This is a genomic window from Rhizobacter sp. P3_C12 (assembly GCF_056402735.1).
Map to the genome: position 1 here is coordinate 1 of NZ_JBFUGW010000104.1, position 21,103 is coordinate 21,103.

Here is a 21,103-nt window from a genome sequence, read left to right on the forward strand (position 1 = left end):
GCCGGCGGGCAGCGGCTCGACCTCGAAGACATCGAGCGCCGCGCCGGCGAGGTGGCCGCTGCGCAGCGCCTCGGCCAGCGCCGCCTCGTCGACGACGCCGCCGCGTGCGGTGTTGATCAGGACCGCTCCGGGCTTCATCGCGGTCAGGCGCCGCGCATCGATCAGGTGGCGCGTGCTGTCGAGCAGCGGCACGTGCAGGCTGACGACATCGGCCTGCGCCAGCAGCGCGTCGAGCGCCAGCGACGGCAGGTCGGCGCCGGCCGGCATCGCGGCATCGTGCGCGATGACCCGCATGCCGAGCAGGCGCGCCAGCCGTCCCGTGAGCTGCCCGATCGAGCCGTAGCCGACCAGCCCCAGCGTCTTGCCGCCGATCTCGCGCCCGTTCGTCAGTGCGGCGCGCGGCCACTTGCCTGCGGCGACCTCGGCCGACGAGCCATAGGCGCCGCGCAGCAGCAGCATCGCGGTCGCGACGACGTACTCGGCCACGCTCTGCGCATTGGCGCCGGTGGCCGGGATCACGCGGATGCCGCGTGTTTCGCAGCCGGCCAGGTCGATGTTGTCGAGCCCGACGCCCAAGCGCCCGACGACCCTGCAGCGCGTGAGCGCCGCCAGCAGGTCGCCCCTGACCTGCGTGCGGTTGCGCACGATGATCGCGTCGACGCTGGACGCCAGCGCGATCATCCGCGCCGGATGGTCGACCAGCGTCGCGTCGTGCACGACCTCGTGCTTCGCGGCCAGCTGCGCCACCGCCGGCGCATCCATGAATTCGGTGATGAGGATCTTCATCGCCGGATCATGCACTCTCGAAAAGCCGGGTCAGCACGAACTCGCGGTGGCCCAGCGCCTCGGCCGCGGTCAGCCGGCCGTTGGCGGTGCGCAGCATCGATTCGAGCAGCTGGTCGCCCGCCTGGTCGAGCGTGATCTCGCGCTGCAGCAGCCCCGAGGTGTCGACATCGATGTGCTCGCCCATCAGCCGCACGGTGCGCGGGTTCGCGCAGATCTTGATCACCGGCACGATCGGGTTGCCGATCACGTTGCCCTGGCCGGTCGGGAAGAAGTGCACCGCAAAGCCCGACGCCGCGCACAGCGTCACCATCTCGGCCGCGGCCGACGACGAATCCATGAACCACAGGCCCGGGTGGGTCGGGATCTCGGCCTTGTCGATCACGCCGTCGACGGTGCAGGTCTTGCCGATCTTCTGGATGTTGCCGAGCGCCTTCTCCTCGATCGTCGTCAGCCCGCCGGCGATGTTGCCCTTGGTCGGCTGGCTGTCGGAGAGGTCGCTGGTCTTGTGGCGGTTGATCATGTCCTGGTAGCGGTTGAACATGAACATGAAGCGCTCGCGCACCGCGTCGTTCACGCAGCGCGCCGCGACGATCTGCTCGCCACCGGTGATCTCGGAGGTCTCGCCGAAACACAGCGTGCTGCCCAGCGGGTGCAGCTTGTCGAACGCATTGCCGACCGTCGGGTTCGCGCCGCAGCCCGAGGTGGTGTCGGACTCGCCGCACTTGGTGGAGACCCACAGCTCGCCGAGCGCGCAGGCCTCGCGCTGCTTCTCGCTCGCCCATTGCACGTACTCGCGGGCGGCGCGCGAGGCGCGCAGGATGGTGTCGTGGTCGCCATGGCCCTCGATGCCGAAGCCGATGACCGGCTTGCCGGTGGCGGCGATGCCGTCGACGACCTTCTTGGTCCAGCCGTCCTCGATGCCGATCACGACGACCGCCGCGACGTTCGGGTTGCAGCCGGCACCGATCAGCGTGCGGAAGTGCAGGTCGAGGTCGGCGCCGAACTGCAGCCGCCCGTACGGGTGCGGGATCGCCATCGTGCCCTTGATGTTGTGGGCGACGGCCTCGGCCGCGGCGTTGGACAGGTCGTCCAGCGGCAGGATGATCACGTGGTTGCGCACGCCAACGCGGCCGTTCTCGCGGCGGTAGCCCAGGAAGGTGGTGTTCTTCGAAATGACTGCCATGGTGGATCCCGTTACCAGCGCTTGGTCTTGATGTTCTGAACGTGGGCGTGCTCGCCGGCCTTGATCGGCGCGACCACCTTGCCCATGTCGATGCCGTACTTCAGCACCGTGTCGCCGACGGCCATGTCGCGCAACGCGACCTTGTGGCCGATCGGGATGTCCTGCCGCGCGACCAGCTCGGTCATGCGGTCCTCGTCCATGATCCAGCCGGCCAGCGGCATGCCGGCCTTGACGCCCTCGACCACCACCACCGCGACGCTGTCGTGGGCGTCGTGCAATACGAAATGAATCATCCGGAAACTCCTGCCGCGCAACGCGGCTGCCTGCAACGATGGCGGCGAATATCGGCCGGCGTTTCCTGGCTGTCAAACCAGTCATCCATATGACTTGGTTGACCTGAACCTCTTGGCCCTAGAATCGCGGCCATGCCGACCGCGCCCGTGCCTGCCCGTCCGCACTTCGAGGCCATCGCCCCGGAGTCGGCCGGCATGCCGCTGTACCGCGTCGTGAAGCGCGCGCTGCTGCAATCGATCGAGGCCGGCACCTGGGCGCCGGGGCAGACGCTGCCGAGCGAGACCGAGCTGGCGCTCGCGTTCGGCGTGTCGATCGGCACGCTGCGCAAGGCGGTCGACGAGCTGTCGGCCGAGCACATCCTGGTGCGGCGCCAGGGCCGGGGCACCTTCGTCGCGACGCACTCGGCCGACCGCTTCCTGTTCCAGTTCTTCCACGTCGAGCGCTCCGACGGGCTGCGCGAGGCGCCCTCCGTCGAGCTGGTGTCGTTCGACCGCACCAAGCTCGACGAGCCGGTGGCCGAGGCGCTGGGGCTGCGCGCCGGCGACGCCGCCTTCCAGTTCGAGAACCGGCTCGCGCTGCAGGGTCGCGCGGTCATCCTCGACCGGCTGACGCTGCCGGCCAGCCTCTTCAAGGGGCTGACCGAGAAGCGGCTGCGCGAGCGGCCGAGCACGCTGTACCAGCTGTACCAGAACGAGTTCGGCATCACCGTCGTGCATGCGCGCGAACGCGCCCGCGCGGCGGCGGCCGACCGGCATGTGGGGCGACTGCTCGGCATCGCGGCCGGGCTGCCGGTGATGCAGGTGCACCGCGTCGCGCTGACCTTCGGCGACAAGCCGGTGGAGCACCGCGAATCGACCATCAACACCGCCCAGCACGACTACGTGAGCCTGTTGTCCCGGAAGGATGCTGCCCGATGACCGCTGTTGCCGATACTGTTGCCGACGCTTTTGCCAATGGCCCGCTGGACCTGCTCGCCGCCTACAAGGTGGCCGAACGCGCGGCGCGCGCGGCCGGCGCCCACCTGCAGGCCTCGCGCTCGCGGCTGAACGCGGTGGCGCTGATGCGCAAGCAGCCGGGCGACCTGGCCAGCGAGATCGACCACGAGGCCGAGCAGTTGATCCACGACGTGGTGCGCCGCGCCTACCCGGGCCATGCCTTCCTCGGCGAGGAAACTGGCCGACGGGAAGCCGTTGCCGCGGGTGACGGCGACCCGCCGCTGTGGGTGGTCGATCCGCTGGACGGCACCGCCAACTACCTGCGCGGCTACCCGCAGTACGCGGTGTCGGTGGCGCTGGTGGTGGGGGGCGAGCCGGTGGTGGGGACGATCTTCGACCCCTGCCGCAACGAGTTCTTCGCGGCGATCCGCGGGCGCGGCGCGCGGCTGAACGGCGCGGCGCTGCAGTGCGCCGAGCGGGCCCGGCCGATCGATGCGCTGGCCGCGACGGTGTTCCCCAAGCCCACGTCGCCGCGCATGGCGAGCTACCTGGGCGAGTTCGGCCGCGTGCTGCGCAGCTTCGGCGGCGTGCGGCGCTCCGGCTCGATGGCGCTGGAGCTGGCCTACCTGGCGGCGGGCAGGATCGACGCGTTCTGGGAGCACGACATGGGCGCCTGGGATGCCGCCGCCGGCATCGTGCTGCTGCGCGAGGCGGGGGCCGGGATCGAGGCGCGCGACGGGCGGCCGCTGCTCGAGAGCCGCTCGCTCGCCGCCAGCACCCCGGCGATGCGCGAGGCCTTCGCGGCCTTGCTCTCGCAAACCGGCTGATTCACACCCGAAATTCACACCCCCGGCGGCGTTAAGCTGCGCCCCATGGACAAGAGAACCGACCTCACCGCCCGCAATTTCCCGTCAGCCCGCCAGGAGGCCGACAAGCCCCAGGCCCCGGCCAGCCGCTACGACGGCCCCGAGAGCGCCTACCGGCTGGCGTTCACCGACACCACCTTCCTGCTGCGCGAGGAACTGCGCCCGGTGCGCATGCAGCTGGAGCTGCTGAAACCGGAGCTCGTGCAGAGCGAGCAGGGCATCGAATCGACGATCGTGATCTTCGGCAGCGCGCGCATCGTGTCGCCGGAGGTCGCGCAGCGCCTGCTGGGCGACGCGCAGGCCGCCGGCGATGCCACGGCGCTGCGCATCGCCGAGCGGCACGTGGCGATGTCGCGCTTCTACGATGAGGCGCGCAAGTTCGCCGAGATCGTCACGCTGAGGTCGAAGACGCTCGCCACGCCGATCTATGTGGTGACCGGCGGCGGCCCCGGCATCATGGAGGCGGGCAACCGCGGTGCCTACGAGGTGGGCGGCAAGAGCATCGGGCTGAACATCGTGCTGCCGCACGAGCAGGCACCGAACCCCTACATCACGCCGGAGCTGTGCTTCCAGTTCCACTACTTCGGCATGCGCAAGATGCACTTCCTGATGCGCAGCATCGGGCTGGTGTGCTTCCCCGGCGGCTTCGGCACGCTCGACGAGATGTTCGAGGCGCTGACACTGATCCAGACCGGCAAGTGCCGGCGCCGGCCGATCCTGCTGTTCGGGCGCGAGTTCTGGACGCAGCTGATCAACTTCGAACTGCTGGTGCAGACCGGCATGATCAGCGAGGTCGACCTGCAGCTGTTCCGCTTCGTCGAGACGGCGGAGGAGGCGTGGAGCGTGCTGGAGGCCGAGTACGGCATGGCGCTTGCCGAGGTGGACCCTGACGACAAGAACCATTTCGCGACGGACCTCTGACATGAGCAAACAGATCAGCATCATCGGCGCGCCGACCGACATCGGCGCCGGCACGCGCGGCTCGAGCATGGGGCCGGAGGCCTTGCGCGTGGCCAACATCGTGCCGGTGCTCGAAGGCCACGGGCTGGAGGTGGCCGACCGCGGCAACCTGGCCGGCCCGTCGAACCCGTGGCTGCCGCCGGTCGACGGCTACCGCCACCTGCACGAGGTGGTGGCCTGGAACCAGGCGGTGCACACCGCGGTGCATGCCGAGCTGGTGCTGGGGCGGCTGCCGATCCTGCTGGGCGGCGACCACTGCCTGGGGCTGGGGTCGATCAGCGCGGTGTCGCGGCACTGCCGCGAGACGGGCAAGAAGCTGCGCATCCTGTGGCTCGACGCGCATGCCGATTTCAACACCAACATCCTGACGCCGAGCGGCAACCTGCACGGCATGCCGGTAGCGTGCCTGTGCGGGCACGGCCCGAAGGAGCTGATCGAGATCGGCGGGCACGTGCCGGCGATCAACCCGAAGTGGATCCGGCAGATCGGCATCCGCAGCGTCGACGAGGGCGAGAAGCGCTTCGTGCACGAGATGGACCTGGAGGTGTTCGACATGCGCTACATCGACGAGATGGGGATGCGGCATGCGATGGAGCTGGCGCTGGCGACGCTGGATGCGAACACGCATTTGCACGTGAGCTTCGACGTGGACTTCCTCGACCCMGACGTGGCGCCCGGCGTGGGCACCACGGTGCGCGGCGGGCCGACCTACCGCGAAGCGCAGCTGTGCATGGAGATGATCGCCGACACCGGCCGGCTCGGCTCGCTCGACGTGATGGAGCTGAACCCGGCGCTGGACGTGCGCAACCGGACGGCGGAGGTGGCGGTGGACCTGATCGAGTCGTTGTTCGGGAAGAGTACGTTGATGCGGAAGTAGGAGCGTACCGCCGACCCTTTCGCAGGGAACCGGCGGACCGGCGCTGTTACTCAACCTGCAAGATGCTGCGGAGATGTCACCTGCAGCCATAAAAGACTTGCAGGAGACACCATGACGACCGAGATTCGCCTGTGGCGAAGGCACTTCATCGAGCTGACGGAATCGCTCTACCGCTTGCGCGGGCAGACGCTGCCACCCGTTGGCGACGCGTTCGAGGGAGGCTGGCAGACGACGCTGCAATTGCGCGATGTCGGGTTCCGGCTGCTGCACGAGGATCCTGACGACAGCATCGGCAGGTTTGCCCTGCAGTGCTCCTTCTGCACCCTCCCCCAGGAACCACCGGCCGATGAGTTGATGCGCGCGGCGCTGGAGATGAACCACGTCCTGGCGCGGCAGGGCGCCGGCATGTTCGTATTGGATACCGACACGCGGGAACTGATCTACAGCGTCCTGTCGCCCTTGCAAGGTGCCACCGCGACAGGCGTGCTCGGAACGATGGAGGGCCTGATTCCCTGGGTCGATCACTGGCGGGCCACGATGCCCCGAGCGATCTGCCATTGATGGACGAGACGGGAGCCGTCAGCATGCAGAGCAGTGCCCTGTCCACCCCATCGGACCACCCGACGCCCTTTCTGACGATCGACTTCACCGTGCAAGGGGAGTCGTTGTCACTGACTCGCGTCACCGGTGTCCGCGCCGGCGATCAGCTGGTCATCGAGTGCCGGATGGGGGCTGTTCCATCGGGGCATGAAGCGCTTCTGTACGAGCGGTTGCTTCATCTGAACTTCCAGTTCTGCACCTTGCAGAGCAGCGGCTTCAGCATCCACCCCGACACCGCGGAAGTCACCTGCGCCGAGACGCACGACCTCGACATCGCAAGCGCCGAGGAGCTGTACGCCCGCGCGGTGCGCCTCGCGGCTGCCGTCCGGAGGTGGCGCCCGTTCCTGTTCGGCGAAGAAGCCCGTTGATTCCAGCGGACGAGCCCGATTCCGATGGCGCTCGCCCTCTCCAAAACCTGAAGTTCCTACCCACCATGTTCGATTGCTTCAAAACCTGGCGTGCTCCGACTGAAGACATCAGCAATGCCAAAGATCATGGCGGCAGCGATGAGAGTTCGACAGACGAGCAGATGCAATCAGGCCCGACTCTAAAGAAAAGAAGCAAGGTCTCAGTGAGCACGGCTGTTCAATCGATGTTGACCGAGGGAGACGCCGCTCACGAAGCGCTTGAGGCAACCATCAAGGTGCTGGACGAGGCCATCCAAGCCGAACGAACGACTTGGAGCAAGAAGTTCACGCCCGACTCGGACTTCAAGAGGCTGATGAACGAGTACCGCCTCGGCTATCAGCAACTGCGCGCAGACCGGCAACTCGGCCGTACCAATCAACACGACATTGAAAAACGTGTAACTGCACTCGGCACCCTGCTTGCACAAGCCTACGGATTGGCCACCAAAGACGATTGGACCAACGAAACAAAGGATCGATGCAAGAACATGGGCGAGGCCTATGTTGATCCGTCGGTGTTCGTGAATGACCTCAGCAGCGGGCTCCTGATTGCAAAGACCCTCCTGGGGTTGGTTCTCGACATCGCAGCGGTGGCAGCGCCCACCCACGCCATTGCATTGAAGACTGCAAAGGCAAGCTTCAACATTGCCTATGCGGTCCTCCAGTCGTTCGTCACGTGCTGTGTCGGGATCGTGGGAAGTGGCACGAATCAAAGCAAGGTCGTACAGGAAACGGCCTTTGTTGCGCCCCGGTTCATGCCCGATCAACCCACCGTCAGCTACAAGGACTGGGACGGCAACGACGCGCCCCCTCCTTCGATGGCTCATGTCAAACGGGATCTCAAGCTCGTCAAGAAAGTCATCGAGGCGAGCCTGAACGGGCGCGGTGCCATCGAGACCATGAAGGAGAAGCTGGAGCGGCGAAAGACGCACACCGATCAGTTGATCGAGCAGGGGAAGAAGAAGGACGATGGCGGCAAAGCCCTGGAGCTGGCAGGCCCTGAGAAACTGAGGCTGCAAAGACTCACCGACCATCGCGACTTGATCACGGACTTGCTGAAGGCCTTGACCATTGATAGGTCGATTGACAGCGACGCCCCCCCCGCCTCGTCAGGGGTACATGAAGATCTGCGGACGCACCGGACTCGGTTGATCGACGAACTGGCGGTCGGAGATCGGATGACACGAACGAACGTTCAGCACCACGTCGGTGACGGGAAGTGGGTGCGCAGCATGCTGAACATGTCCAACGGCCTTGCCTCGGTCGTCAAGGCTGGACATGAAATCGCTTCCCACGCGAGCGGCTACGACGCCGGCAAGATCACCGCAAGCGTTGTTTCGGCGACATTGAGCCTCACGCAGGTGTTGTTCTATCGATCCACGCAGGGATCCGCATCCGGAGGGGACCATTGCAACAAGATTGCCAGCTTGTTTGCGTTGATCAGCCAGACCGAGCGGGGCAACCTCAATCGGGAGAACAGCCTCAGGATCGATCGAAACAAGCTGGACAAACTGGTGATCGGTCCGTTCATGACGCGAATGAAAACAATGAACAAGGTCCTGAAATTTCGCAGCAGCGTTCTCATGTCGGCCATCATCGGCCACATCAAGAGCGCTGATGCGCTGAAAGAAATTCCCGGCAGGCCCGGCGAGCGAAGCGTTCCCTTGACGTATGCGGGACTCCAGAAAAAGTTCAATGCCCTCATCAAGGAAAGGGAGGACGAGGAAAAGAAACCCAAGAAAAAGGCGGACAGCAGCTGCGACGCAAGTACCTCCAACAGCGATGACTCCCCCGACCGAGGCTCCGTCGAGACGACAAGGAGCGCCATCGATGATTTCGTCGGCTATGCGCTGAGCAAAGTCAATGCGTCAGGGTCTGCGGTCGGCCAAGTCAATCACTTGCTGGAAATGCTCGGCAAAACTGATCTCGCGGCCAAGTACGCGGAAGAGGGGAACCTGCACGCTCTCCACGAGGAAGATCTCTTGGATGCTCAGGTCATGCAAGTGCTCATCGGGTCCCTCAGCCACGCGCGGTTCCTGTATGACGGCATCGCCTGTGACAATGAAGCGCGCGCCAGGTGGTGTGACGAGCGCCTCATTCGATGGGGCGCCGAAACCGAAATCCGCGTTCGCACCGGAAATGGCCCGCAGATTGCAAGCAAGGGCGGCGTTGCGTTTGCCAATGGCGTGGGAGGCAATGGCAGCTTCTTCGCGATCAAGGCGGGGATCACCGTGGCGTCGAGCACCACCCAGTTGATTGCCGGCTTCGACAACCCCTGCTCCGACTGGATCGACCTGGTCGGCAGCCTGTTCTCCTGTGTCGGTCCCGTCTGCGGCTCGACCTCCGGCTACTCCTACAGGAACACGAAGCTGAAGAACGACATGCGCGCTGCCTACAAGGTGGCCGGCGTGGTCGTGCCACCCAACAGCGGAATCCAGAAGAAGGGGGAACGAGATTTCATGCCGGTGTTCAGCGCGTCATCCCTGCGACGGCGAGCCGAGGATTTCGACACCCTCATACCCCCCCAGATCGATGTGGACGACCTGCCTCCGCCTTTCGACTACGAGTGTGAAACCTCGGTCCTCGGAGAGATGTGGGACCAGGCGGTGAAGCCCGTGCCGTTGTTTTCAACGAAGCTCCTGCGGAAGTGGGCGAGTCCTCCGACTCGGATGCCGGGCAGGTTGGATCCAGATCCCATCGCGACCCTCCGGAAATCAAGGCTGGCGCCACCGCGCTACGACGCGACCAAGAAAGACTCTTCAAGCGGTAGCGAGTCGACCGCTGTCGATGGACTGTCGGAGAGTGATTCCGGAGCCAACACGGATACCGAGTGCGACGGCACGGACGGATCAAAGCTCAACCACAGGCATGGAAGTGGCTCCAATGTCACCACCACGGTCCCGGGCGAGGTCCGTGGCAGCCAATCTGCGCGCAGCGACAAAAGCGAGGATTCCTCCCCTCGGCTTGCACCGAAGGGCAAGGGCAAGGTCAACGGCGGCAACAAGACATCGGAAGAATATTCGGAAGGGCTGGAAGCCATCGGCATCTTCGGCTGACCTCAGCGCCCGATCGCAGGCACGCCCACAGCGTGCGTCAGCGCATCCACACCAGGGCGGTTCACCCCCCGCMCCTCCGCACCCACCTCCATCCACCCCGCCTCCACCATGTCCAGCTGATGCACCCCCCTGTACACCGCGAAATACAGGCTGACCCCGAGCACGCCGAACTCCGCCGCACTGGCCTGCTCGCTCAGCGGCACGCGCAGCACCGGCACGCCGCCGAACGTGAAGGTCTCGACCGCGGCGCCGCCCAGCGGCTGCAGCGTCGAGCTGTCGCGGAARACCACGCCACCCGCGCCGTCGAAGCCCATCTCCACCGCACTCGCGTCCACCCCGCGCAGCGCGCGCCATGAGCCGCTGCCGTCGGGCTGCACCTGGCGCAGCGCGAYGAACTGGTCGAGGCTCGCGAGCGTCATCCCGAACGGCTCGCCCTCCTCGTGCACCCGCGCGTACCCACCGGTGCGCCACTGCACGCGGGCATGGTGCCGGTAGCGCTGTGCGCCGTCGGGCCAGCTGCCGCTCACCGCCACGTCGGCGCTGCCGCCCACGTCGTCGCGCGCGATCGCGCGGCCCGCCAGTTCCTCCACGTCGCGCAACTCGGCCGCGATCGCGACACCGCTTCGCAGTTGCAGCACGCGCCCCGCGTCCAGCCGCTGCGCGAGCGTCCCTTGCGGATCGCCCTCCAGCCAGCCCGCGGTCTCATCGAGAAAATCCGATCGTTCGCTGATCGGCGCATAGCCGTGAAACGCGGTGTCGACGGCCGGATCGAAACTCCAGCGGCTTCGCGACGCCAGCATCGCGCCCGTCACCGGCCCGGCCACCAGGTTCGTCGCGGTCGCCGTGTACACCGGGCCGTCGCGGCCCGGATCGGCCGACAGCTCGAACACCCCCGCCCCCGCCTGCGCGTTGAACCAGGCGTCCGACGGCCGGTGCAGCATCGCCATCAGCCCGCGCGTCTGCTGGCCGAACCAGGCCACCGCCTGCTCGTGCACCGACACCGCCTCGTCGCGATGCAATCCGTCGGCCGCCGCGATGTAGTCGTCATCGAGCGCCAGGTCGACCAGGCCCGCTCCGCGCCGGACAACAGCCTCGGCCTCTTCGCGCGCCACACCGCCCCACACCAGCTGCTCGACGCGCGTGCGCACCGGCGTGAAGAGATACGCCGTGCGGCCCGCCTCGTACGGCCTCGCCAGCAGCACATGCTCGTCGCCCACCGGCGTGCCGGTCGATGCATCGATCGCCGACGCCGGCACCTGCGCCACCAGCCGCGCAGTCGCCAGCAGCGCCGCCTGCGCCGCACTCAGCACCAGCGTGTAGCGGCCTTGCGCATCGGTCTCGGCCACCGGCTCGTCGCCATCGCACCGCAGATCGTCGTTCGCATCGATGCACACCAGCGCGCCCTGCAGCGGGCCGCGCATCACCTTGCCGGTCAAGGTGAGCCCGCTCGGTGCCGGCGGTCCGGGGTCCGGCGTGGACGGGGCCTCGCCACCGTCGCCTCCGCCGCCGCAAGCGCTCAACACCACGCAGGCCGCCGCCACGCTGCACGCGGCCATGACACCCCCTCGCGCGAAGCGCCTGATCGTCCTGCTCATCGACGCTCCCTGTTGGACTGGCGCGGATGGTAGGGCGGCAATGTCATCGATCAGCCATGTACGGCGGCAAACGATGTAACGGTCAGTGCGCGATCACCTCGCAGCGACCGTGCATCCTACGAAAGACCCGCGGCTCGACCGCGCCAGGCTGTGCGAACAGCCCGCGCCGCGCGGCCTTCGCCTGCGCTTCGAGTGCGCCGTACCGCCCACCCTCGCGCCGCCGGAAATGGTCGCTCCACGCATGCCCTTGCGCCACCATCCAGGCCGCCACGTCGTCGCCATCGATCGACACGCGGGCGATGCTGCGGTGGTAGCGGTCGTGCGCCGTCGTCTCGAACCGCACACGCCGGTGCAGCACGCGCCGCGCCAGCGCCTCGGTCGCCTGCGGTCCCCAGGCCTGGCAGTGCTCCGGCGCATCGATGCCCTGCAGGCGCAGCTTCGTCGGCTTCGCCCGGGGCGACGCGCCATCGACCCGCACCCACAGCGTGTCGCCATCGGTCACGTGGGTCACGACGCCGCTGGCGGCCTGCACCGGCCCCGCCGCCAGCAGCGCGGCCAACCACACCCCACCCAGCCACCTCATGCGCAACATCAACCGCCGAAGATCCCGCGCACCAGCCACCAGACGAACGCGCCGAACAACAGCAGCCACACCAGAACCACCAGCAGCGCGCCCCACCACCACCGCGGCAGCTTCTCGCGCGTGCGTTCGGCCTCGACCAGCAACGCCTGCCACAGCGGATCGGGCGTCATCTTGCGCACCAGCGCGACGCCCAGCGGGATGATCAGCAGGTCGTCCAGCTGCCCGAGCACCGGGATGAAATCCGGGATCAGGTCGATCGGGCTGACCGCATAGGCGATCACCGCCACCGCGACGAGCTTCGCGCCGCGCGGCGCCTGCGGGTGCTTGAACAGCTTCCACAGCGCGATCAGGTAGGTGGCCAGCCGAGCGGTGTTGGCTGCGCGCAGCAGCCGGGATTTGCGCAACATCATCGGGGGTCCTGGGGACTGTTGACACTACGAATCGGCCGCACGCTCCATGTCCTTGAGCATGCGGGCCAGGCGGTCGTTGAGCTTCTCGGTGGTGAGTTTCTCTCGAAAGCGCTCCACCATCAGTGGCAGCGCGAACGGGCTGGGCACCTCGAGCTCGACGAACGCGATGCGCTGCCCCCGCATGCGCTCCAAGCTGGCGGCGAGGCGCCGGATATCAAGCTCCTGGCTCAGCACCTCGGTCTGCGCCTGCCCGAGCAGCCGGTTGCCGGCGTCGTACTTGCGGAACACCTCGTAGAACAGCGTGCTCGACGCCTGCAGCTGGCGCGCGCTCTTGGGTTGCCCCGGGTAGCCGGTGAAGATCAGCCCCGCCACCCGCGCGATCTCGCGAAAGCGCCGCCGCGCCAACTCGCTGGAGTTCAGGCTCGCGAGCACGTCGCCCAGCAGGTCGTCGTCGCCGAAAAGTTCACCATCAAGCAGCGGCCGCGGGTCGATCGGCAACGCACTCAGCAACTCCAGCCCGTAGTCGTTGATCGAAATGCTGAAGGTGTTGGGCGCGTCGCGCGCGAGCCGCCAGGCCAGCAGGCTCGCCAGGCCGATGTGCACGTTGCGCCCGCCGAACGGGTACAGGAACAGGTGCTGCCCCTCGCGCGAGCGGATGCGCTCCACCAGCAGCGTGCCCGGCGTCGGCAGCCGCGAGAGCCGCTGCTGCGCCTGCAGCATCGGCCGCGCGGCCTGCAGCTCCGGCGCACCGAAATCGCCGGCGTCGACCGCGGCCAGCACCTCCAGCAYCGCATCGGCCAGCTCGCTCGACAGCGGCATCTTGCTGCCGTTCCAGTTCGTCACGACGCCCTTGCGGCCCTCGGCACGCCGCACGTAGGCCGTCATCTCCTGCGTGCGAACGTACTCCAGCGTGCGGCCCGCGAAGACGAAGCAGTCGCCGGCCCGCAGCCGCGCGATGAAGCCCTCCTCCACCGTGCCGATGCGCCCGCCGCTCAGGTACTTCACCTGCATCGCCGAGTCGGCGACGATGGTGCCCACCTGCAGCTTGTGGCGCCGCGCGATGCCGCGGTCGGGCACGCGATACACGCCGTCGATCGCCTGCACGCGGTGGTATTCCGGGTAGGCCGCGAGGCTCGCGCCGCCCTGCTCGACGAAGGCCAGCGCCCAGTCGAACTCGTCGCGCGCCAGCGTGCGGTAGGCGTGCGCTGTGCGCACCTCGTCGTACAGCGCATCGGCCGTGAAGCCGCCGCCGAGCGCCACCGTCACCAGGTGCTGCACCAGCACGTCGAACGGCTTGTCGGGCGTCGCACGCTTCTCGATGCGGCCCTGCTTTGCCGCGCGGCGCGCGGCCACCGCCTCCACCAGCTCCAGCGTGTTGGTGGGCACGAGGGTGATGCGGCTCGGCCGCCCCGGCGCATGGCCGCTGCGGCCGGCGCGCTGCAGCAGCCGCGCGATGCCCTTGGCCGAGCCGATCTGCAGCACCCGCTCGACCGGCAGGAAGTCGACGCCCAGGTCCAGCGACGAGGTCGCGACCACCGCCTTCAGCCGCCCTTCCTTCAACCCCAGCTCCACCCACTCGCGCACGGCAGGGTCGAGCGAGCCGTGGTGCAGCGCGACGCTGCCGGCCCATTCAGGCCGCTGCTCGATCAGCATCTGGTACCAGGCCTCGGCCTGCGAGCGCATGTTGACGAACACCAGCGTCGTGCCGGAGCGCTCGATCTCGTCGACCACCGGCTGCTGCATCTGCTTGCCGAGGTGGCCGCCCCATGAGAAGCGGCCGGGCTCGTGCGGCAGCAGCGTGTCGATCACCAGCGTCTTGTCGAGGCTGCCCTGCACTTTCGTGCCGGGCGTGTCGCCGAGCAGCACGCGCATCGCATCGTCCAGGTTGCCGAGCGTCGCGCTCAGGCCCCAGGTCGCGAGGCCCGGGTTCCAGCGCTTCAGGCGCGCCAGCGCCAGCTGCACCTGCACGCCGCGCTTGTTGCCCATCAGCTCGTGCCATTCGTCGACGATCACGGTGTGCACGCCGGCGAGTTCGTCGCGCGCGGCCTCGCGGGTCAGCATCAGGCTCAGCGATTCGGGCGTCGTCACGAGCACGCTCGGAAAACGCCGGTCCTGCCGCGCGCGCTCGGCCGACGGCGTGTCGCCGGTGCGCAGCCCCAGGCTCCAGCCGCTGCCCAGCTCGGTCAGCGGCACCTGCAGCRCGCGCGCCGAATCGGCGGCCAGCGCGCGCATCGGGGTGATCCACAGCACGCCGAGCGGCGGCGGCTGCGGCGCCAGCGGGTCGATGCCGAGGCGCGCGGCATTCGCGAGCGCGCCGAACCACACCGCATAGGTCTTGCCGGCGCCGGTGGTGGCATGCAGCAGGCCGCTGCGCCCCTTGGCCAGCGCGGCCCAGACCTGGCGCTGGAACGCGAACGGCTTCCAGCCGCGCTGCGCGAACCAGCGCGCGCCCAGTGTCATTGCGCTTGCGGGTCCCGCGGGCGCAACGCCAGCGCCACGCGCGTGACCCGCCCGTCCGCCATCTCGCTGACCCGGAAGTGCGCGCCATGCCAGTCGACGCTGTCGCCCTCGGCATGCCCGCGCGCCAGGTTGTCGGTCAGCCAGTCGCCGAGCGACGGCCCGCCGCTGTGCGGCACCGGCAGCTGGAAGAACTCGAACACGTCGGCCAGCGGCAGGTTCGCATCGAGCGTCAGCCGGCCCTGCACCGCGCGTTCGGTGTCCGGCGGCAGCGCCGGCGGCTCGACGACACCGAGCCGGTGTGCCACCCAGCGCAGCGAGATGCCCTGCATCAGCAGCGACGCCAGCACCACGCCGAACGCGACGTTGAAGAAGCGGTAGCTGTCGGGCACGCGCGCCATCAGCGGGAACAGCGCCAGCACGATCGGCACCGCGCCGCGCAGGCCGACCCAGCCGATGAACAGGCTCTGCGCCGCCGGAAAGCGCAGCGGCGCCAGGCACAGCCACACCGCCAGCGGCCGCGCGACGAACAGCAGCGCCGCCACCACCGCGACGATCGGCACCGCCATGTCGAGCATCTGCCGCGGCGACACCAGCAGCCCGAGCAGCACGAACAGGCTCGCCTGCGCGGCCCACGCAAAGCCGTCGAGCGCCGACGACGCGCCATGCGCCGCCGCCTCGGCACGCGCGCGCACCTGCAGCCCGAACAGGTAGACCGCAAGGAAGCCCGAACCCTCGACCAGCCCCGCCGCGGCGAACACCGCCAGCCCGCCCGACAGCACGATCAGCGCCAGCAGCCCGCTGTGCTCGACCGTCAGCGTCAGCCGGTTCAGCAGCCAGGCCACGCCCCAGCCGCCGGCCAGCCCGATCGCGAGGCCGAAGCCCGCCTGTTGCACCAGCAGCAGCGCCAGCTCGCCCGGCCCGGCGTTCGAGCGGATCACGGCCGTCATCGCGAGCGTCAGGAACACCGCCATCGGATCGTTCAGGCCCGACTCCATCTCGAGCGTCGAGGACACCCGCTCCGGCAGCTGGATGCCGGCATGGCGCAGCAGCGAGAACACCGCCGCCGCATCGGTCGACGCGACGATCGCGCCGAGCAGGAAGCCGTAGCGCCAGTCGACCTGCAGCACCGCCATCGCGACCGCGCCGACCATCAGCGCCGTCAGCACGACGCCGAGCGTCGCGAGCCACAGAGCAGGCTTGAGGCCGGCGCGCACGCTGGCCATCGGTGTGCTGATGCCGCCTTCGAGCAGGATCACCGCCAGCGCGGCATTGCCGACCCAGGCCGTCATCTGCGTGTCGTCGAAGCGCAGGCCGCCCGGGCCGTCGACGCCGATCAGCATGCCCGCGGCGAGGAACACCAGCAGGAACGACAGGCCGAGCCGCGCCGAGAACACCCCCGCGAGCAGGCTGACGAACATCAACAGCCCGCTCGCCAGCAGCAGGAGGTGGAAGGCGTGCATCCGGGCGACCTTATCAGAGGGCCCGCAACCCGAGGCACACTGGCGGGCTGATTTCGATGCAGTCCTTTGCCTACACCCATGAACCTCTCCTTCAACACCGCTGTCTTCACGCTGAGCAACGACGCCGGCCTGTCCATCCAGGTGATGGACCATGGCGCCACCTGGGTGTCCTGCACCGTGCCCCTGCCCGGCGCCGCGCCGCGCGAGGTGCTGCTGGGCTGCGCCAGCCTGGACGACTACCGCCGCCAGACCGGCTACCTCGGCGCCACCATCGGCCGCTATGCCAACCGCATCGGCGGCGCGCGCTTCCCGCTCGACGGGCGCGAGGTCACGGTGGTCGCGAACGAAGGCGTCAACCAGCTGCACGGCGGGCCGGTCGGCTTCGACAAGCGGCTGTGGACGCTGGTCTCGCACACGCCGACCGAGCTGGTGCTGTCGCTCGTCAGCGAAGACGGCGACCAGGGCTACCCCGGCCGCATGGAGACGACGGTGCGCTACCGGCTCGGCGACGACCTGAGCGTGTTGGTCGAGTTCGCCGCCACCGTCAGCGCGCCGTGCCCGGTCAACCTGACCAACCACGCGTACTTCAACCTCGACGGCGATGCGCCCGGGGGCGACATCCGCGCGCACCGGCTGCGCATCGCGGCGCAGCAGTTCCTGCCGGTCGATGCCGGCTCGATCCCGACCGGCGAGCGGCGCGACGTAGCCGGCACCGGCTTCGACTTCCGCACGCCGCGCCCGATCGGCGAGGCGCTGATGCACGACGAACAGCAGCAGCTCACGCGCGGCTACGACCACTCGTACTGGCTCGATGCCGGCTGTGCCGACGGCCGCGCGCCGGCCGCCGAGGTGGTGGCTGGCGACGGCCGGGTGGCGCTCGCGCTGCACACGCGGCTGCCGGCGCTGCAGGTCTACAGCGGCAACTACCTGCCCGGCACGCCGACCCGCGTGGCCGGCGCCACCTATGCGCAGCACGCCGGCTTCGCGCTCGAGCCGCAGTACTCGCCCGACACGCCGAACCACCCGGAGTGGCCGGGCTGCGTGCTGCGGCCGGGCGAGCGTTTCGAGCAGGCGCTGCGCTACGTGTTCACGGTGCGCTGAAAAGGAAACCTGAAAAGAAACGATACACGGCGATACCGCCGCGATAACACTCCGGGCGCAGCAGCGACGACGATGCAGGCCATGTTCAACCACGACCTGCAGGAGGAATCTTCATGCGCCCCTGGCTCAAACGCACCCTGATCGGCGTCTTCGGCGCCTCGGCCCTGTTCGGCGGCTTCGCCGCCTGGTCGCAGCACCCGCACGGCTTCGGCCGCTGGGAATCGATGAGCGAGGCCGATGTCGCCCGCTTCAAGGCCCGCGCAATCGAACATGCGGCACGCCGGCTCGACCTCGATGCCGCGCAGCAGGCCCGCCTGGGCGTGCTGATCGACACGCTGCAGCAGCAGCGCCAGGCGCTGCGCGGCAACGCCGACCCGCGCGCGGAGTTCCGCGCGCTGATGGGCGACGGCACCTTCGACCGCTGGCATGCGCAGGACCTGATCAACAGCAAGCTCGCGAGCGTGCGCGACGGCAGCCCGAAGCTGGTGGCGGCGGTCGGCGATTTCTACGACAGCCTGCGGCCGGAGCAGCAGCGGCAGGTGCGGGACTTTCTCCAGCAACGGCACGGGCCGTGGAGTTGAGGCACCGTCCCGGATTGGCATCCGGGCTACGACAATCCGCGCCATGCCTCGCATCCTCTTGATCGACGACGACGCCCACCTGGCGCCGCCGCTGCGCGCGTATTTCGGCCGCTTCGACCTCGAGCTCGATGCCGCCACGCGGCCGAGCGAGGGCCTGCGGCTGCTGCGCGGCGACGGCTACGACCTCGCGATCCTCGACGTGATGCTGCCCGAGATGGACGGCTTCCAGCTGTGCCGCGAGATCCGCCGCTTCAGCGACGTGCCGATCCTGATGCTCACCGCGCGCGGTGACGTGATGGACCGCGTCGTCGGCATCGAACTCGGTGCCGACGACTACCTGCCCAAGCCCTTCGAGCCGCGCGAGCTGCTGGTGCGGCTGCAGGCCATCCTGCGCCGCACGCGGCCGGTCTCGCTGCGCCTGGGCGTCGCCACGGTGCTGAACTTCGACGGCCTGCAGATCGACCTCGAACGCCGCGAGGCGCGCCGCGACGGCATGGCCGTCGAGCTGACCAGCATGGAGTTCGAGCTGCTCGCGCTGCTGGCGAAGATGCCGGGCAAGGTGTTCTCGCGTGAGGAAATCCTCGAGCAGCTGCGCGGCCAGTCGGCCGACGACCTCGTYACCCGCGCGGTCGACATCCTCGTGAGCCGGCTGCGCAAGAAGCTCGAACCGCTGGACTGCATCAAGACGCTGCGCAACGCGGGCTACCGCTTCGCGGCCGGGCGCACCGGGAACCGCGCCCCATGAACCGCTGGTCGCGGCCGTGGCACCAGGCCCGCCAGCGGGTGAAGCACTCGCTGAAGTGGAAGCTGGTGCGGCTGTTCCTGCTGCTGGCCATCGGCACCACCGTGATCTTCCTGGTCGGCATGAAGGAGGTGGTGCGCCTGGGCTGGCAGGGCTGGGGCCGGCCGCTGCTGTCCGACTACGTCACGCTGCTGGCCGCCGACATCGGCACGCCGCCCGACATCGAGCGCGCGAAGGCGCTGGTCGCGCGGCTGCCGATCTCGCTGCTGATCGACGGGCCGCAGGTGCGATGGGATTCACACCCGGACTCGCACCCGCAGCGCTCGGCGCCGTGGCAGCGCATCCCGTCGCCCGGCAACCCGGAAGGCATGGTGCACATCCGCACGCTGGCCGACGGCCACCGGCTGGTGTTCGGCCTCGCGCCGCCCGGCCCGGCCTCGCACCCGAAGTGGGTCGGCTGGGGCACGCTGACGCTGCTGCTGGTGATCACCTGGCTGGCGTTCGGCCATGTGCGGCGGCTGATGCGCCCGCTGGACGACATCCGCGCCGGCGCGATCCGCTTCGGCCGCGGCGAGTTCGACGAGCCGATCCCGGTGCGCCGCGACGACGAGCTCGGCGAGCTGGCCCGCCAGGTCAACACGATGGCCACCGAGATCCGAGCAATGCTCGATGCCAAGCGCGGGCTGCTGCTGTCCATCAGCCATGAGCTGCGCTCGCCGCTGACGCGGGCGCGGGTGAACGCCGAGCTGGTCGACGACAGCCCGGAGCGCACCGCGCTGCTGCGCGACCTGGCCGAGATGCGCGACCTGGTCAGCGACCTGCTGGAAAGCGAGCGCCTGGCGTCCGGCCATGCCGCGCTGCAGCGCGAGCCGACCGACCTGAATGCGCTGGTCGCCGACACGCTGGCGACACATTTCGCGGGCCAGCCGGTCGGCCGGCAGCTCGCGCCGGGGCTGCCGATGCTGGCGCTCGACCGCGTGCGGCTGCGGCTGCTGCTGCGCAACGCGGTCGACAACGCGCTGCGCCACGCGGCCGACGCGCCACGACCGCCGCTCGTCAGCACCCGGCTCGAGGATGACGGCAGCGTGACGCTCGCCGTGCGCGACCACGGCCCCGGCGTACCGCCGGAGCAGCTGGCGCAGCTCAGCCAGGCCTTCTACCGGCTCGACCGCTCGCGCCAGCGCGCCACCGGCGGCGTCGGCCTCGGGCTGTACCTGTGCCGGCTGGTCGCGCAGGCGCACGGCAGCGCGCTGCAGATCCGCGCGGCCGAACCGGGGCTGGAGGTGTCGGTCCGGTTCGGTGCCAACCCCCCGGACGCGGGGGCCTGAAAGGGGGACAAGCGGGGAGGGAACGTGAAGAAGTGACTTTCGGCAGATGTGGAGGGCTGCCCTCCTTTCTAGAGTGCACCCCATCGTCACTGTCTGTCGTCCCGCACCTCCATGAACGCCCTCCCCGTCGAAGAACTGCTGTCGCCGCTCTCCGACGACGCGCCGTGCGGGCCGGACCTGGAGTACGACCCGGCCTTCCTCGCGCTGGAGGAAGCCTCCCGCGGCAAGCCCGAGCAGCAGTTCGGCGACACCGTGATCCCGGCCGAGCAACCCGACTGGCGCGCCGTCTTCGAGCAGGCCCGGGCGCTGGCCGAGCGCACCCGCGACCTGCGCGTGGCCGTGCTGCTGGCCCGCGCCGGCGCCCGCCAGCACGGCGTGACGGTCTATGCGAGCGCGCTGGCGCTGATCGCCGGCCTGCTGGAACGCCACTGGGCGCACGCCTACCCGCTGCTCGACGCCGACGACAACAACGACCCGACGATGCGCCTGAATGCGCTGGCGCCGCTGGTCGACCCCACGTTCGGCCTGGCCGACCTGCGCCACGCCCCGGTGGGCGGCGGCCGCTCGCAGCTGACCGTGCGCCAGATCGAACTCGCCGCCGGCAAGGCCCAGCCCGGCAGCAGCGAATCCGTGCCCAGCCCCGAGGGCGTGCAGCAGGCCCTGAAGGCCGCCGAGGCGCAGACCCCCGGCACGCTGGCCGCGCTGCAGCAGACCGGCGACGAGATGGCGCGCATCGAAGCGGTGCTGATCGACAAGGTCGGCGGCAGCCAGGGCCCCGAGCTGCGCCCGCTGCGGGTGCTGGCGCAATGCCTGGCGAGCGCCGCGGCGCAGGCCGCGGCCGCCGATGCCGAGGCCGCCGCCGGATCGGCCGATGCGGCC

At 69.0% G+C, this 21,103-nt stretch carries 20 protein-coding genes; 12 read left to right on the forward strand and 8 right to left on the reverse strand.

Features of this window, described 5'->3' with window-relative positions; translation table 11 throughout:
• From AC1DXV_RS17140 to AC1DXV_RS17150, 3 genes are all read right to left on the reverse strand, one after another.
• On the reverse strand, nt 1-786 hold a 786-nt coding region (locus AC1DXV_RS17140), incomplete at its 3' end, for an NAD(P)-dependent oxidoreductase (protein ID WP_477934671.1).
• Nucleotides 787-793: 7 nt separating this feature from the next.
• Nucleotides 794-1,969, reverse strand: a complete 1,176-nt coding sequence (locus AC1DXV_RS17145; protein ID WP_477865053.1) for a UxaA family hydrolase — start codon at nt 1,967-1,969, stop codon at nt 794-796.
• 11 nt (nt 1,970-1,980) lie between these two features.
• Nucleotides 1,981-2,262, reverse strand: coding sequence for a UxaA family hydrolase (locus AC1DXV_RS17150; protein WP_047503134.1), 282 nt, complete (start codon nt 2,260-2,262; stop codon nt 1,981-1,983).
• 132 nt (nt 2,263-2,394) lie between these two features.
• On the opposite strand from AC1DXV_RS17150, the gene AC1DXV_RS17155 reads away from it, so the two are divergent.
• The 7 genes from AC1DXV_RS17155 to AC1DXV_RS17185 all read left to right on the forward strand — a co-directional run bounded on the left by AC1DXV_RS17155 (nt 2,395) and on the right by AC1DXV_RS17185 (nt 9,964).
• Nucleotides 2,395-3,180 carry a GntR family transcriptional regulator gene (locus tag AC1DXV_RS17155; protein ID WP_477934673.1) on the forward strand — a complete coding sequence of 262 codons (786 nt, stop codon included), beginning with the start codon at nt 2,395-2,397 and terminating at the stop codon, nt 3,178-3,180.
• Nucleotides 3,177-4,025: an inositol monophosphatase family protein gene (locus tag AC1DXV_RS17160; RefSeq protein WP_477934675.1), complete on the forward strand. Its 849-nt coding sequence runs from the start codon at nt 3,177-3,179 to the stop codon at nt 4,023-4,025. The genes AC1DXV_RS17155 and AC1DXV_RS17160 overlap by 4 nt, the downstream gene beginning before the upstream one ends.
• Before the next feature lie 45 nt (nt 4,026-4,070).
• Entirely contained in the window at nt 4,071-4,985 is a 915-nt protein-coding gene (locus AC1DXV_RS17165) for an LOG family protein (RefSeq protein WP_477864935.1), read from the forward strand.
• A 1-nt stretch (nt 4,986) separates the two neighbouring features.
• Nucleotides 4,987-5,901, forward strand: a complete 915-nt coding sequence (gene rocF / locus AC1DXV_RS17170; RefSeq protein ID WP_047503140.1) for an arginase — start codon at nt 4,987-4,989, stop codon at nt 5,899-5,901.
• Nucleotides 5,902-6,012: 111 nt separating this feature from the next.
• On the forward strand, nt 6,013-6,462 hold the full coding sequence (locus AC1DXV_RS17175; protein ID WP_477864936.1) for a type III secretion system chaperone family protein: 450 nt from the start codon (nt 6,013-6,015) through the stop codon (nt 6,460-6,462).
• Between the two features lie 23 nt (nt 6,463-6,485).
• Nucleotides 6,486-6,869 (forward strand): CesT family type III secretion system chaperone, encoded by a 384-nt coding sequence (locus AC1DXV_RS17180; RefSeq protein WP_477864937.1) that lies wholly within the window; start codon nt 6,486-6,488, stop codon nt 6,867-6,869.
• A gap of 65 nt (nt 6,870-6,934) precedes the next feature.
• The gene (locus AC1DXV_RS17185) at nt 6,935-9,964 is read left to right on the forward strand and encodes a hypothetical protein (RefSeq protein ID WP_477934677.1); all 3,030 of its coding nucleotides are present in this window, start codon (nt 6,935-6,937) and stop codon (nt 9,962-9,964) included.
• A gap of 2 nt (nt 9,965-9,966) precedes the next feature.
• Here AC1DXV_RS17185 and AC1DXV_RS17190 read toward each other — a convergent pair whose 3' ends face one another.
• The 5 genes from AC1DXV_RS17190 to AC1DXV_RS17210 all read right to left on the reverse strand — a co-directional run bounded on the left by AC1DXV_RS17190 (nt 9,967) and on the right by AC1DXV_RS17210 (nt 16,472).
• A complete protein-coding gene (locus tag AC1DXV_RS17190; protein WP_477934678.1) occupies nt 9,967-11,559 on the reverse strand; it encodes a hypothetical protein in 1,593 nt (530 codons plus the stop codon).
• Between the two features lie 82 nt (nt 11,560-11,641).
• On the reverse strand, nt 11,642-12,142 hold the full coding sequence (locus tag AC1DXV_RS17195) for a thermonuclease family protein (protein WP_477864940.1): 501 nt from the start codon (nt 12,140-12,142) through the stop codon (nt 11,642-11,644).
• A gap of 8 nt (nt 12,143-12,150) precedes the next feature.
• Nucleotides 12,151-12,552: a YkvA family protein gene (locus tag AC1DXV_RS17200; protein ID WP_477864941.1), complete on the reverse strand. Its 402-nt coding sequence runs from the start codon at nt 12,550-12,552 to the stop codon at nt 12,151-12,153.
• Between the two features lie 24 nt (nt 12,553-12,576).
• The gene (locus tag AC1DXV_RS17205; RefSeq protein ID WP_477934680.1) at nt 12,577-15,012 is read right to left on the reverse strand and encodes a ligase-associated DNA damage response DEXH box helicase; all 2,436 of its coding nucleotides are present in this window, start codon (nt 15,010-15,012) and stop codon (nt 12,577-12,579) included.
• Nucleotides 15,009-16,472, reverse strand: a complete 1,464-nt coding sequence (locus tag AC1DXV_RS17210; protein ID WP_477934682.1) for a potassium/proton antiporter — start codon at nt 16,470-16,472, stop codon at nt 15,009-15,011. Before AC1DXV_RS17210 ends, AC1DXV_RS17205 begins: the two co-directional genes overlap by 4 nt.
• A 78-nt stretch (nt 16,473-16,550) precedes the next feature.
• Here AC1DXV_RS17210 and galM point away from each other — a divergent pair, with 78 nt between their 5' ends.
• The 5 genes from galM to tssA form a co-directional block, all read left to right on the forward strand.
• Nucleotides 16,551-17,573, forward strand: a complete 1,023-nt coding sequence (gene galM, locus AC1DXV_RS17215) for a galactose-1-epimerase (RefSeq protein WP_477864944.1) — start codon at nt 16,551-16,553, stop codon at nt 17,571-17,573.
• A 113-nt stretch (nt 17,574-17,686) separates the two neighbouring features.
• Nucleotides 17,687-18,154 (forward strand): Spy/CpxP family protein refolding chaperone, encoded by a 468-nt coding sequence (locus AC1DXV_RS17220; protein WP_047503155.1) that lies wholly within the window; start codon nt 17,687-17,689, stop codon nt 18,152-18,154.
• Nucleotides 18,155-18,197: 43 nt separating this feature from the next.
• Nucleotides 18,198-18,899, forward strand: coding sequence for a response regulator transcription factor (locus AC1DXV_RS17225; RefSeq protein ID WP_477934684.1), 702 nt, complete (start codon nt 18,198-18,200; stop codon nt 18,897-18,899).
• Entirely contained in the window at nt 18,896-20,224 is a 1,329-nt protein-coding gene (locus tag AC1DXV_RS17230) for a sensor histidine kinase (protein ID WP_477934686.1), read from the forward strand. Before AC1DXV_RS17225 ends, AC1DXV_RS17230 begins: the two co-directional genes overlap by 4 nt.
• 111 nt (nt 20,225-20,335) lie before the next feature.
• Nucleotides 20,336-21,103, forward strand: a 768-nt coding sequence (gene tssA / locus AC1DXV_RS17235; RefSeq protein WP_477934688.1) for a type VI secretion system protein TssA, incomplete at its 3' end; no start/stop codon positions are given.